At 60.2% G+C, this 14075-nt stretch carries 8 protein-coding genes and 1 pseudogene; 5 read left to right on the plus strand and 4 right to left on the minus strand.

Annotated elements, in window-relative coordinates; genetic code table 11:
• Positions 1-224 precede the first annotated feature (224 nt).
• From HGP14_RS35250 to HGP14_RS21105, 3 genes and pseudogenes are all read left to right on the plus strand, one after another.
• A pseudogene (locus HGP14_RS35250) lies at positions 225-404 on the plus strand (hypothetical protein); the annotation flags it as partial.
• Positions 405-515: 111 nt separating this feature from the next.
• Positions 516-1550, plus strand: coding sequence for an aspartate-semialdehyde dehydrogenase (locus HGP14_RS21100; protein WP_168831839.1), 1035 nt, complete (start codon positions 516-518; stop codon positions 1548-1550).
• Positions 1551-1729: 179 nt separating this feature from the next.
• The gene (locus tag HGP14_RS21105) at positions 1730-2551 is read left to right on the plus strand and encodes a lytic transglycosylase domain-containing protein (protein WP_168831840.1); all 822 of its coding nucleotides are present in this window, start codon (positions 1730-1732) and stop codon (positions 2549-2551) included.
• Positions 2552-2568: 17 nt separating this feature from the next.
• Here the strand turns inward: HGP14_RS21105 and HGP14_RS21110 are convergent, their stop codons facing one another.
• Positions 2569-3210 (minus strand): carbonic anhydrase, encoded by a 642-nt coding sequence (locus tag HGP14_RS21110; RefSeq protein WP_168831841.1) that lies wholly within the window; start codon positions 3208-3210, stop codon positions 2569-2571.
• 72 nt (positions 3211-3282) lie between these two features.
• Positions 3283-4161 (minus strand): pyridoxal kinase PdxY, encoded by an 879-nt coding sequence (pdxY, locus tag HGP14_RS21115; RefSeq protein WP_168831842.1) that lies wholly within the window; start codon positions 4159-4161, stop codon positions 3283-3285.
• Between the two features lie 266 nt (positions 4162-4427).
• Between pdxY and HGP14_RS21120 the strand changes: the two genes are divergently transcribed.
• Both HGP14_RS21120 and HGP14_RS21125 read left to right on the plus strand, forming a co-directional pair.
• Complete coding sequence (locus HGP14_RS21120; protein ID WP_168831843.1) at positions 4428-9206, plus strand: NAD-glutamate dehydrogenase; 4779 nt, start codon at positions 4428-4430, stop codon at positions 9204-9206.
• 30 nt (positions 9207-9236) lie between these two features.
• A complete protein-coding gene (locus tag HGP14_RS21125) occupies positions 9237-10637 on the plus strand; it encodes an MFS transporter (protein WP_168831844.1) in 1401 nt (466 codons plus the stop codon).
• A gap of 34 nt (positions 10638-10671) precedes the next feature.
• Here the strand turns inward: HGP14_RS21125 and purH are convergent, their stop codons facing one another.
• Together purH and HGP14_RS21135 are read right to left on the minus strand one after the other, a co-directional pair.
• Positions 10672-12288: a bifunctional phosphoribosylaminoimidazolecarboxamide formyltransferase/IMP cyclohydrolase gene (gene purH, locus HGP14_RS21130; protein ID WP_168831845.1), complete on the minus strand. Its 1617-nt coding sequence runs from the start codon at positions 12286-12288 to the stop codon at positions 10672-10674.
• Between the two features lie 95 nt (positions 12289-12383).
• Positions 12384-14057 (minus strand): heparinase II/III family protein, encoded by a 1674-nt coding sequence (locus HGP14_RS21135; RefSeq protein ID WP_168831846.1) that lies wholly within the window; start codon positions 14055-14057, stop codon positions 12384-12386.
• Between the last annotated feature and the right edge of the window lie 18 nt (positions 14058-14075).

Genomic DNA, 14075 nt, shown 5'->3' on the forward strand with positions numbered 1-14075 from the left:
CAACGAGCCCACCCCATGCTCTCCTCAAAGCATGTCCCTGGGATGCGACTCGCCTAGCGCGAGTGTGACAGAAAAGGATTCCGATAAAGAGAGAGGCTTTGGGATTATGACTTTAGTCTAAGACGCAATGACAGATTGACGCGGGTGATCCGATGGCGCGGCCTCACTGCAGCGAAGAAGCAACAAGACGCCGCCTTTGCTAAGCCCTCAATGGGCAAGGACGCCGCAAGAACCTTGACTCCTGTGGAAAACCTTCTAAGAGCAGCGACGGAAAAGGAATATCCATGGTTCGCGACGAGCACGCCATTGCTGAACGCAATGACCAGGCACTGAGTGCCGGGATGGGTATTGCCGTTCCGGTTTCTTCCAAAACCAAGGCCAAAACGACGACGAAAACCGTCTGACGTCTCTGGCCTGCCGCTCTCTCCCCGGCCCGGCTGGGGACAGGAAGCTGCGATCGTTTCGCAGCCTTCCCCTCACCGGACAAGAGGAGAGAAGAGAAAGAGAGCTTGAAAATGGGTTTCAAAGTTGCAGTTGCGGGAGCAACCGGAAATGTCGGCCGGGAGATGCTCAACATCCTCTCCGAGCGGGGCTTTCCCGCCGATGAAGTCGTGGCCCTTGCCTCCGCACGGTCGCAAGGCACGGAAGTTTCCTACGGCGACAAGACGCTGAAGGTTTCCAATCTCGAAAATTACGATTTTTCCGATACCGACATCTGCCTCATGTCAGCGGGCGGCGAGGTGTCCAAGAGGTTCTCGCCGAAGATCGGCCAGCAGGGCTGCGTCGTCATCGACAACTCTTCGGCCTGGCGCTATGACGCCGACGTTCCGCTTATTGTTCCGGAGGTAAACCCGGACGCTGTCACACAGTTCACGAAGCGCAACATCATCGCCAACCCGAATTGCTCGACGGCTCAGCTCGTCGTGGCTTTGAAGCCGCTGCATGACGTCGCGAAGATCAAGCGCGTCGTCGTCTCGACATACCAGTCCGTGTCCGGCGCGGGCAAGGAAGGCATGGACGAGCTCTTCAACCAGACTCGCGCCGTCTTCGTCGCCGATCCGATCGAGAACAAGAAGTTCACGAAGCGCATTGCCTTCAACGTCATCCCGCACATCGACGTCTTCATGGAAGATGGCTATACCAAGGAAGAGTGGAAGGTGCTGGCCGAGACGAAGAAGATGCTCGACCCGAAGATCAAGGTAACCTGCACCGCGGTCCGCGTTCCTGTTTTCATCGGCCATTCGGAATCGGTCAACATCGAGTTCGAAAACGAAATCACCGCCGATCAGGCGCGCGACATCCTGCGCGATGCGCCCGGTTGCCTCGTCATCGACAAGCACGAAAACGGCGGCTACATCACCCCATACGAATCCGCCGGCGAAGACGCGACCTACATCTCGCGTATCCGCGAGGATGCGACCGTCGAGAACGGCCTCAACATTTGGGTGGTTTCAGACAATTTGCGCAAGGGCGCTGCCCTCAATGCGATCCAGATTGCAGAGCTGCTCGTCAACCGCGGTCTCGTCAAGCCACGCAAAAAGGCTGCCTGATACCAAACATTAACCATAATTTGCTATCAGCCCCGTATATCGCCGGATATGCGGGGTTACCTGCGAAGACCGGAAAATCACGCTGAAGCAGGCTCGCCAATGGTGATCGTGACAAAATCACCTCACGATGGCATCCTTGCCCAGCGCTAGGCCTATGCAGATCGAGATCGGGGTTTCTCATGCGCATGACAAAATTCCTCGTGGCGGCCATCGCGGCGGCGGGCGCGCTCCACACTGTTCCGGCAGCGGCAAAGGCTGCCCAGTGCGGCACCAACGGCGCAGGCTTCGAAGCCTGGGTAGCCGATTTCAAGCAGGAAGCAGCGGCCAATGGCGTCAGCCCATCGGTCCTGAACCGGGCCTTCGCCAACGTAAACTATAACAGGCAAACCATCGCCGCCGACCGCGGCCAGAAGAGCTTCAAGCTGTCGTTCGACGCCTTCATGAAGAAGCGGGGCGGGGCGGCGATCATTTCCCGGGGCAGGGGCGTGAAGCGCTCCAATCAGGCACTGTTTGCCTCCATCGAGCGCCGCTTCGGCGTCCCGGCCGGCCCGCTGATTGCGATTTGGGGTATGGAAACCGGGTTTGGCAGCTATATGGGCAACCAGCATACGCTGTCTGCTGTTTCGACGCTCGCTTACGACTGCCGTCGCTCCGATTATTTCACCGATCAACTCTATGCCGCACTTCAGCTTGTCTCCGAAGGCTACCTGAACCCGCAGGCCCGCGGTGCGGCCCATGGCGAAATCGGCCAGACACAGTTCCTGCCGCGCAATGTCGTCCGTTTCGGCGCTGATGGCGATGGCGACGGCCGTGTCGATATGGTCGGCTCACGGGCTGACGCCCTGGCTTCGACCGCGAACTTTCTCAGGGGCCACGGCTGGCAGGCCGGCGCCGGTTATCAGCCCGGTCAGCCGAATTTTTCCGCAATCGCGGGCTGGAACGCTGCGACGGTGTATCAGCAGGCAATCGCCTATATCGGCCAGCAGATCGACGGCCAATAAGCTTCCGCCCGGAGGCGCTATACTTCCGGGCGAATGAAGTCGCGTGTCTCTGCGTTCATGACCCACAATTCCCCGGTTGAGATGTCGAACCAGGCGCCGTGAAGGGCGATCTTGCCTTCTTTCTCGAGCGCCTTGATCTCCGGGAAGGTACGCAGATTAGTGATGGAGTTCCGGATCGAAACGCGTTCGAGAGCCGTCTGGCGCTCGGTCTGGGTCATGATGTCGTTGCTGCCGATCTGCTCGGCGGCGTCCTTCACCAGAGACATCCAGCGGCCAATGAAATCGCCGGGAGAAAGAGGTTCGGCATTCGGGTCGAGCGCCGCGCGAATGCCGCCGCAACGGCCATGACCCATCACCACGATATCCGTCACCTTCAGCGCCTGGACGGCAAATTCCAGCGCTGCCGAGGTAGCATGGAAATGACCGTCCGGCTCATAGGGCGGAACGAGATTGGCAACGTTGCGGATGACGAAAAGCTCGCCCGGGCCGGCATCGAAGATGAGCTCCGGCGCGGCGCGGGAATCGCAACAGGCAATGACCAGGGTGGTCGGGTTCTGGCCGTTTTCAGCCAGCGTCCTGTAGCGGTCGCTAGCGTCGGCATACCGCCCGTTCATGAAGTTGCGGTAACCGTCCAGAAGAGGGGTTGGAAAACGCTGCATGACTTCCGATTAGCGCGCAAACGCCCGAAGATCAACTACCGCAGGCGCGAAATGCGCAGCTAGCGCCTGCGGCTAATTCCTCCGCCGCTGCGCGGGATGCATGAGGTGGCGCATCTGCACCATGGCCATCGGCGTCGAGAGGCTTGAAGAATCGCTTGCCAGCGTGAGCTCATCGCTGCCGCGTTTGACCGCGCGCGCCAGCACTTCGTAAACGCTGGCCGTCGCAAGCTGCAGCGCTTTTTCGTCATCCATTCCGGAAAGAAGCCGCGAGAGAAAGACCGCCGCCAGAAGATCGCCCAACCCATTCGGGGGATTCTCGATGACGCGATGTTCGGCAAGCAGCGCGTGGCGGCCGGAGAGATAGAGATTTCCGGTCCCTCCCGCCATCATGGGGACCGCAGAGGTAACAAGCATGCGTGAGGGACCGAGCGAGAGGGCCGCCTCCATGACCGCCGTGTTGTCCTCCAGTGGCGCACCTGCCATCCAGGCCAGTTCATAACGGTTGGGTGTTGCCAGCGAAGCAAGCGGGATGAGATGGTCGCGGATCGCTGCCGCCGTCGCTTCCGGTACATAGAGACCGCCGAGATCTCCCATGACCGGATCGCAGACATAGAACAGGTCCGGATTTTTTTCGCGCAAGGCGCTGACGAGACGGGCGACGGAGCGAGCCTGGGCAGCATTGCCGAAATAGCCCGACAGCACTGCTTTTACCTCTCCGATCCATGGCGCGCGAATGAGATCGTCGATGGCTGCATCGAAATCAGCTTCCGCAAAAGTAAGCCGTGTCGAGCGGCCGTGACCGGGATGCCAAGGCAGAACGATCGTCGGCAGGGCCCAAACCTGATGGCCGAGCGTTTCGAGGGCAAAGACAGCCGCCCGATTGCCGACTGAACCGCGAACGACATGGCTGGAGACGACAATCACCGTTCCTGCTTGGTTGATATCCGACATGATTGATTTTTGACCCTGAATTCGACGCGCTGTTGATGATCCTTTTGCCGCGCGGCTGTCAACAGTTCTTCATCGACGCGTGGAATTCTCGCCGAATTGGCAGGCTTCGGATTCGACTGATCCAGAATTTGGAGAATCTTCCAGAATTTTATCCAAAGCGGGTCAAAAACGCACGAAAGCTGCTGTCGCGAGGCCTCTTTTAGAGATTTTTTCGACAAATCTTCTGCTAACTTGCAGGAAATCACGCAAACTGGGGAACTCTTAAAATGGCTGTCAGAAACAATCCGCGACGGGAAAAGCCAATCGAAAGCGCGCAGAAGATCGCTGCGGCGACGGGCGAGCGGCATCTCGATCCGGAGATTCTTTTCGGCCGGGCAAGCGGTGACGACCTCGATTGCTACACGCCGGAGATGCTGGCGCTTTCCGCCATTCATTCCGCAAAGGAGCTTTCGGCCTGGGATGGCAAGACGCCTCGCGTCAGTGTTGATACGCTTCCCGATGTCGAGCCCGCCGGCGTGGCCGTCTCGGTCCTGACGATCACCGATCGCAACATGCCGTTCCTTTACGAATCGGTCATGGGTGAGGTTACGAGCACCTACCGCGATCTCTATATGGCCGTGCATCCGATCCTGGTGATCGAGCAGGGCAAAGCGCCGGTGCTTTATTCTGCCGAGGAACCAAGCGATCCTGAACAACGTGTCAGCCATATCCAGCTTCACATCTCGCCCCTGACTGCCGAGCAATCCGCCGACCTCCGGCAGCGCGTTCTCGGGGTGTTGGAGCAGGTTCATCAGGCCGTTTCCGACTGGAAGCCTATGCTTTCCAAGCTCGACACGGTCATTGCCGAACTCAGCAGCTACAATGCCAGCCGCAAGAAGGCCGATCGCGACGAGGCACTGGCTTTCCTGACTTGGCTACGCGACCAAAACTTCACCTTCCTCGGCATGCGCGAGTATGTCTATTCCGGCAAGGGCAGCGAGGCGAAGGTCGAGCGCGGCAAGGGCACCGGGCTCGGAATCCTTTCCAATCCGGACGTTTTGGTCCTGCGTACCGGCAAGGACGCGGTAACGACAACACCGGAGATCCTGGCCTTTCTCGACGGCCCGGATTTTTTGATCGTCACAAAGGCGAACGTGAAATCCGTCGTCCACCGCCGCGCTTATATGGACTATGTCGGCGTCAAGCGCTTCGACAAGGACGGAAACGTCACTGGTGAACTGCGCATCGTCGGCCTATTCACCTCCACGGCCTACACCGCATTCGCATCGGAAATTCCGCTCATTCGATCCAAGATCGCCAAGGTGAAAGATCATTTCGGCTTTGATCCGATGAGCCATTCCGGCCGGATGCTCGACAACACGTTGGAATCTTATCCACGTGACGATCTTTTCCAGATCGATACGACACTGCTTGCGAAATTCGCCGAGCAAATCAACGAACTTGCAGACCGGCCGCGCGTCCGCGTTCTGCCGCGCATCGACCATTTCGACCGGTTTGTTTCAGTCATCGTCTATGTGCCACGCGAAGAATACGATTCCATCGTTCGGGAAAAGATCGGCAACTACCTGAAGACGGTATATGACGGTCGGGTCTCTGCCTACTATCCGGCCTTTCCGGAAGGCCGCGTTGCCAGGGTGCACTTCATCATCGGCCGGTCCGGCGGAAAAACGCCGCGCGTCCCGCAAGCAAGGCTCGAAGAAGCAATCCGCACGATCACCGCCCGCTGGGACGATCGCTTTGAGGCGCTGGCCGGACCGAAGGCGCCAAGAATCGGCGTCAGCAACGCTTTCCAGGATTCCTTCACGCCGGAAGAAGCGGTTGCCGATCTGCCGGACATGACGGCCTCCGCTTCCGGCGCGCCGATCCGCATTGAGTTCTACTACCGCAACGACGCGGAGCGCGGCAGAATCTTCTCGCTCAAGATTTTCCATCCCGTCGAGCAGCTTCCGCTCTCGCGCCGCGTGCCGCTGCTTGAAAATCTTGGGTTCAATGTGCTTAGCGAGCGGACATTCGACATCGAGGTTCCGGCGGCCGACGGTTCAGTCAACATCGTTGTGCTGCACGATATGGAGCTAGAACCCCGCAGTGGCGCCGAGATCGACCTCAGCCATTATGGCGCTCGGCTGGAAGAAGCCTTCGTCTCTGCCTTCAGCGACGCGATCGACAATGACAGTTTCAACCGGCTGATCCTTTCAGCGGGGCTTTCCGCGCGCGAGGCGAACGTCCTGCGGGCCTATGCCCGCTATCTCCGCCAGGCGGGAATTGCCTATTCGCAAGACTACATTGCAACGACCCTCGACAAATATCCCCGGATCGCCGCGTCGATCTTCAGGCTCTTCTACGACTCGCTCGATCCGAAGTTGGGCGAGAAGGCGCGTGTGAAAAAACTCGCCGAACAGCACCAGTCGATCGAAGCAGCGCTCGCCGACGTGCCGAGCCTCGACGATGATCGCATTCTGCGCCGCTGCATCAATGTCGCCGATGCGACGCTGCGGACCAATTACTTCCAGCGCAATGCCGACGGCTCGCCGAAGGCGATGCTTGCCTTCAAACTCGATCCGAAACTCATCGATGGCCTGCCCGATCCCAAGCCATTCCGGGAAATCTTCGTCTATGGCGTCGAGGTCGAGGGCGTGCACCTGCGTTTCGGCAAGGTGGCTCGCGGCGGTTTGCGCTGGTCGGATCGTGCAGAGGACTATCGCACGGAAGTGCTGGGGCTCGTGAAGGCGCAGCAGGTCAAGAACGCCGTCATCGTCCCTGTGGGCGCCAAGGGCGGTTTCTATCCGAAGAATCTGCCCACCGGGGGCAGCCGCGACGAAATCTTCAATGCGGGTCGGGAAGCCTACAAGACCTATATCCGTACGCTGCTTTCGATCACCGACAACATTTCCGGCACCGATGTCGTGCCGCCTGCCGATACGGTGCGGCTCGACGGCGACGATCCCTATTTCGTCGTCGCCGCCGACAAAGGAACAGCCACCTTCTCCGACACCGCCAATGCGCTGGCGCAGGAAGCGGGCTTCTGGCTCGATGACGCCTTCGCATCGGGTGGATCGGCGGGCTACGACCACAAGAAGATGGGCATCACCGCCAGAGGCGCTTGGGAGGCTGTGAAGCGCCATTTCCGGGAAATGGATATCGACATTCAAACCACGCCGTTTACGGTGGCCGGCGTCGGTGACATGTCCGGCGACGTCTTCGGCAACGGCATGCTGCTCTCCCCGAAGATCCTGCTGCTCTCGGCCTTCGACCACCGCGATATCTTCATCGATCCCGATCCGGACATGGAAAAGACGCTTGCGGAGCGGCAGCGGCTTTTCAACCTGCCGCGCTCCAGCTGGCAGGATTTCGACAAGTCGGTTCTTTCCAAAGGTGCGATGATCATTTCGCGCTCGGCGAAGTCCGTGACGCTGACGCCCGAGGCGATTGCCGCAATAGGGATCGACAAGGCCGTGGCAACGCCTTTCGAAATTATGACCGCGATCCTGAAAAGCCCGGTCGACCTTCTCTGGTTCGGCGGCATCGGCACTTATGTGAAGGCGCAATCGGAAACCGATGCGGAAGTCGGCGATCGCTCCAACGACCCGATCCGCATCACGGCCGAAGAGCTGCGCGCCAAGGTGATCGGCGAGGGCGCCAATCTGGGCGTCACGCAAAAGGGCCGCATCGCCTATGGCCTGAAGGGCGGGCGGAGCAATTCCGACGCGATCGACAATTCGGCCGGCGTCAACACCTCGGACGTCGAGGTCAATATCAAGATCGCGCTTGCCAGTGCCATGCATGATGGACGGCTGACGCGGGCAAAACGCGATCAGTTGCTGTCCTCGATGACGGACGAGGTCGCGGCACTGGTCCTGCGTAACAACTATCTGCAATCGCTGGCGATTTCGCTCACGGAGCGCAAAGGCACCGGTAACGGGCTTGAACTCGCGCGCTTCATGAGCGTGCTGGAAAGCGCCAAGCAGCTGAACCGGAAAGTTGAAACGCTTCCCGACGACTCGACGCTTGCCGAACGCTATGCCGCAGGCAAGCCGCTGACGCGGCCTGAAATCGGCGTGCTGCTCTCCTATGCAAAGATTGTGCTTTTCGACGCCCTTGCCGCAAGTGATCTGCCGGACGAGCCCTATTTCGCTTCGACGCTTTCGAACTACTTCCCGGCCAAGATGCAGAAACCCTATGCCTCCGATATCGCGGGCCACCGATTGAAGCGCGAAATCATCGCGACCATCCTTGCCAATGAGGCAATCAATCGCGGCGGTCCGGGCTTTGCAGTCAGCATGATGGATGCGACAGCCGCTTCGGCGCCGGAAGTCGTCCGCGCAGCCATCATCGCCCGCGATGGTTTTGATCTGACCCGGCTCTGGGCGGAAACGGATGCGCTGGACGGCAGGATCTCCGGCCAGATGCAGAACCGTGTCTATGAGGAAATCGGCCATATCTTTACGGTCTTGACCCGTCTGCTCCTGAAGACCGGTATGGCGAAAGCCGATATGGCGGAGACAATTAGCCGACTACGCGACGCGTTGAAGAAGCTAGCGCCAGTCTTCGCAGCACAGGTTCCTGCGGAGTTTGAAGCCCGCGCCAACGAGTACCGCGAGGCCGGAATACCAGAAAAATTGGCGGCTGCCATTGCCGGGCTGCCGGGCTTTGCTCTGGTGCCGGAGATCATGCAGGTCGCCGAACGGACGGGCGAACCGCTGGCACGCGCCGCGGATAGTTATTTTGCCGTATCCCAAACCTTCCGGGTGGGGAGGTTGCTCGCCGCCGGTGCCCGCATCGTTACCTCCGATCACTATGAGAGCTTGGCGCTGGCCCGCAGCATCGACCAGATCGCCAGCGCGCGCCGCGATATCGTGATTTCGGCGCTCGCCGAGCACGGCAAGGAGAAGCTGCCGGTTCAGGCTTGGCATGCGGTCGACCGCATCAGGATCAACCGCATTGCCGAGGAGCTTTCGAACCTTAGCGACAGCGGCGACCCGAGCCTTGCGCGCATTACAGTCGCTGCAGGTCTGTTGACCGACCTTGCGCGCGACCGGGCGAGGTGACACAGTCCGCTGCGAAGCGGGAGTGGATGCGTGAGCAGGATAGACTGGACCGGAACGGGGACGCCCGCGCCGCAAAAGGCGCCGGAGAAAGGCATCTGGGGCTGGATGCTTTTCGACTGGGCGGCCCAGCCGTTCTTTACCGTCGTAACCACGTTCATCTTCGGCCCCTATTTCGTCTCGAGACTGACTGCCGATCCCGTCTCCGCACAGGCGATGTGGAGCAATATGGCGACGATCTCCTCGGTGATCATCGCCGTGCTCTCTCCGATCCTCGGCTCCATCGCCGATCAGTCCGGCGCCCGCAAACCCTGGATCGCCTTCTTCGCGCTGATCAAGATCGCAAGTCTCTTCTGCCTTTGGTTTGCGGCCCCGGGATCGCCGGTCATCTACCCGGTGATCTTTATGATTCTCGCTTCGACCGCGGCCGAATTTTCCATCGTCTTCAACGATTCGATGATGCCGCGCCTCGTGGGGAAGGATGAGGTGGGCAAGCTCTCCAACACCGCCTGGGGCCTTGGCTACCTCGGTGGAATGATCGTGCTCATCGCCGTCGTGGCGCTGCTCGCGGGAAGTCTGGAAACCGGAAAAACGCTGCTGGGATTTGCTCCCTTGTTTGGCCTTGACCCGCATACCGGCGAGGACGCACGCATTACCGGGCCAATCTCCGCGGTATGGTATCTGATCTTCATCATCCCGATGTTTCTCTTCACGCCTGATGCGCCGAAGGGGTTGCCGTTCACGACCGCGGTCCGTTCCGGCCTGAAGCAGGTCCGGGACACGATCGGCGAGCTGAAGCACCGAAGGGGCATTCTGAAATTCCTGATTGCCCGAATGATCTATCAGGACGGCGTCAACGGATTGCTGATCCTTGGCGGCGCCTTTGCCGCCGGCATGTTCGGCTGGGCAACGATCGAAATCGGGCTTTACGGGATCATCCTCAATGTTGTCGCGATTTTCGGCTGCGTCATCGCCGGGAAGGTGGACCACCGGATCGGCTCAAAGGCGACGATCCTGATCAGCCTGACCATGCTGCTGCTCGCCACGACCGGCATTATTTCGACAGGGCCGGGCTACACGCTTTTCGGCCTCGTGCCGTTGTCCACGGCAGACGCCGGAGGGCTTTTCGGCACGGCGGCGGAGAAGGCCTATATCCTCTACGGACTGCTGATCGGCCTCGCCTTCGGCCCCGTACAGGCCTCCTCGCGTTCCTATCTGGCGCGCAGCGTCAGCCTGGAGGAGGCAGGGCGCTATTTCGGGATCTATGCGCTTTCAGGCCGCGCCACGAGCTTCATGGCAACGCTCTTCTTTTCGCTGATGACCTATGCCAGCGGGTCAGCGCGCCTCGGCATGGCGACGCTGCTTCTTTTCCTCGTCGGCGGTTTGATCCTGCTGATCGCGACACCTTATCCGGCGGATAGGGACCAAAAGTGAAGCGACGCCCCGTCGGGTGACGGGGCCTTCACGCTCAGTGCCGGAAGTGGCGCATGCCGGTGAATACCATCGCAACATTGTGCTCGTTGGCGGCATCGATCACCTCCTGATCGCGCATGGAACCGCCCGGCTGGATGACCGCCGTGGCACCGGCAGCAATCATCGACAGAAGGCCATCAGCGAATGGCAGGAAAGCCTCGGAGGCGACCGCCGAGCCACGCGTCATCGGAGCGGGCAGGCCAAGCGCCTTGGCGGCTTCCTCGGCTTTCAGCGCAGCGATGCGGGCGGAATCGACGCGGCTCATCTGGCCGGCGCCTATACCGGCCGTCTGGCCGTCCTTGGCGTAAACGACCGCATTCGATTTCACATGCTTGCCGACCTTGAACGCAAACTTCATGTCTTCCAGCTCTTGCGCCGCCGGCGCACGCTTGGTGACAACCTTAAGGTCGATATCTTCGACCATGCCATTGTCACGGCTCTGGACGAGCAGACCGCCGGAAACCGTCTTCGCCGTCAAACCCGCGGCGCGCGGATCAGGCAGCCCGCCGGCAGAAAGCAGGCGCAGGTTGGGCTTCCTCGCAACGATCGCCTTGGCCTCGTCGGTTACATCCGGAGCGATGATGACTTCGGTGAACAGCTTGATGATTTCTTCCGCCGTCTCCGCATCGAGCGTGTTGTTCAATGCGATGATACCGCCGAAAGCAGAAACGGAATCGCAGGCAAGCGCCCGCTTGTAAGCCTCGACGAGGCTCGGACCGGTTGCGACGCCACAGGGATTGGCATGCTTGATGATGGCGCAGGCGGGCGACTTCTCCGGCAGGAATTCGGAGACCAGCTCATAGGCCGCATCGGTGTCGTTGATGTTGTTGTAGGAAAGCTGCTTGCCCTGGAGCAATGTCGCCGTCGAGACGCCGGGGCGCTTTTCGCCGGTGACGTAGAAGGCGGCCTTCTGATGCGGATTTTCGCCGTAGCGCATCTCTTCCTTCAAGACGCCGCCGATCACCCGGTGGCGCGGCGTATCGATGGCGAGCGCCTCGGCGAACCAGTTCGAGATCATGGCGTCGTAGGCGGCCGTGCGAGCATAGGCCTTGGCGGCCATGCGCTGGCGGAAGGCATAGCTGGTCTGGCCGACATCGGCCGCGAGCTGCTCGAGCAGTTCGGCATAATCTGACGGATCGGTCACGATCGTCACATAAGCGTGATTCTTGGCCGAAGCGCGGATCATTGCCGGGCCGCCGATATCAATATTCTCGACCGTCGTTGGATAGTCGCCGCCGGCAGCGCGAAGATCCTCGAAGGGGTAAAGATTGATAACGGCGAGATCGATGCTCTCGATACCATGCAGCTTCATGGCTAGCTGATGCTCGGCATCATCGCGGATCGCCAGGAGACCGCCGTGAACCTTGGGATGCAGCGTCTTCACGCGCCCGTCCATGATTTCCGGAAAACCTGTGACCTCCGAAACATCGGTGACGGCGAGACCGGCAGCCGCAATCGCCTTATGCGTTCCGCCGGTCGAAAGCAGGCGGATTCCCTTTTCGGAAAGCGCGCGGGCGAGCTCGACGACGCCCCTCTTGTCGGAAACGGAAAGCAACGCGGTCGTGATTTTGACCTTGTCGGGGGCGGGGATCTTTTTGGAAATGACGGCCATGAACCTTCTCCGTTCGGGCTTCGGGAGACATCCGGCGAGGGACGCTAGGGCGATGGCGCCGCGTTAGCACAGCTTTGCCGCCGCGCAAACAGTCACTAGCTCTTGCGGGACAAAAACCAGCGAATTTCCGGCTTTTCGGCGAAGACGAAGTCAATCTCGATCTGGTCCGAACCACAGATGCCGGAGGCGTCGGCGAAGAAGACGTCCTCGGAGATCAAGACTTCGTTCCCCGGCGAGGAGAAGAGCCAGCTTTCGCCGTCTGGCGCCGTCAGCAATGCGGACTCGCGGTCGCTCTGCCTCACATTGATGGCCGGATGGACATGGAAGCGTGCGGCAGCACGAAGCGGCGCGTTGCTCAAGCGCTCGCCCTGCCGCACCAGCCGATCGCGACCGGTGACAATTGAGCCCGCAGCATTCAGCGTCAATTCCCGCTCGTGAAGCACGCCGAAATTTTTGAGATAGCCGTCGTGACTGACCTTGATAACGTCGCGTCCGTCTTCGGTTTCGGCACGCTCGACGCTGACGGTCTTCACCGCGTCAATGATGATATGGCCGAGATATTCAGACGGCGAGAAACGGCTCGACGAAGTGTCGTTCAGCGTCACGGTCGAATGCGCCGCGGTCGTGCGCGCCATCTGCACATAGCGGCGGCCGGCAAATTTCGGCGAGCCGGAATTGACGATAAAGCGGTGGCGGCCCGACGACATTTCGAAAGAAAGGCAGCCCGCGTGCGCCGTACGAGACAGGGTGCCGGCAGCCGGTGGACCGGTATCGGCAATCAACACTGTATTTCCCGCCGCCAGGCGCTGATAACGGGAATGCGGCATCGCCTTGAAAGGCTGGCCCGCCGTTTCGTCGTAGCGCAGGACCGACATGAGCTCATTGGCGAGGGTTGCTGTTGCCCCATTGAAGAGCGCAAGATCGCCATTCTGGTGGCGGAAGAACCGAAGCGCCGGATACATGCGGTCGATGCCGGCAATCAGCTTCTGCGGCAGATCGTGGCCGAGATTCACATAGGTCTGCCGAAGCGGCAGGAGATCGAGAAGCAATTCGAGCCCCACACGCGGATTGCGTGAGATATGCCCGCCGTCGGGAAGAATCTGACTATCGAATTCGTTGTCCAGCGCCAGAGCCGCCTTGCGCATCACGGATTGCCGCGCGGGCATTGCGATCGAAGCCATGGCGAGTGCGATGCGAAGACGGAAGAGACCTTCTCCAGCAGGCGCAAAGGGAGCCATGCGCTGAAGGTAGCGAACTTGAAAGGCCAAGGATTTCGTAAAACGCCGATAAAAGCCACGGTCGGCATTCTGCAGGACCACCGGCGAATGCGACAGCCAGGCAATTACGCGCTGCGAAGTAACATCGATTTCCCAGGCAATGCCTTCCATGCGGCCCGCATGCAGCGAGAGCCAGCCATCGACAATCGCCCGGGCAACGGCCGAAGCTCGGTCATTCTTGTAGGCGCGCATGTGGCGGAGCCAGCCAAAGCCATGCAGGCGGCTCGCAAAGGCGCGTGACGGAAGCGTAAAGCCGAAGGGCGATTTGCCATTCGTCTCCAGCAGTCGCCCCGCCAGAGGAAAGCGGCCATTCATGATCTCGTCGGCGATGTGCGAATCGATAGCGCGAAGATCGGTCGGGGCGACGATGAGGCGCTCGGGCACCTTGATCGTCCGGCGGAAAAAACGCAGCCTCAGAAGCACCCTGCGCCGCGAAAAGCGACGCCAGGCCTCCCGAACATACAAAGTCGAAAACCGCCGGCCAGACTGCATACTTTATTTTCTATTGAC

It is taken from the genome of Rhizobium sp. P32RR-XVIII, assembly GCF_012641395.1.
In the GTDB taxonomy this organism is placed as follows: Bacteria; Pseudomonadota; Alphaproteobacteria; order Rhizobiales; family Rhizobiaceae; genus Rhizobium.

Coding starts and splice junctions, on each gene's coding strand:
- HGP14_RS21100 (WP_168831839.1), top strand. CDS start 516: ATGGGTTTCAAAGTTGCAGTTGCGGGAGCAACCGGAAATGTCGGCCGG.
- HGP14_RS21105 (WP_168831840.1), top strand. CDS start 1,730: ATGCGCATGACAAAATTCCTCGTGGCGGCCATCGCGGCGGCGGGCGCG.
- HGP14_RS21110 (WP_168831841.1), bottom strand. CDS start 3,210: ATGCAGCGTTTTCCAACCCCTCTTCTGGACGGTTACCGCAACTTCATG.
- pdxY (WP_168831842.1), bottom strand. CDS start 4,161: ATGTCGGATATCAACCAAGCAGGAACGGTGATTGTCGTCTCCAGCCAT.
- HGP14_RS21120 (WP_168831843.1), top strand. CDS start 4,428: ATGGCTGTCAGAAACAATCCGCGACGGGAAAAGCCAATCGAAAGCGCG.
- purH (WP_168831845.1), bottom strand. CDS start 12,288: ATGGCCGTCATTTCCAAAAAGATCCCCGCCCCCGACAAGGTCAAAATC.
- HGP14_RS21135 (WP_168831846.1), bottom strand. CDS start 14,057: ATGCAGTCTGGCCGGCGGTTTTCGACTTTGTATGTTCGGGAGGCCTGG.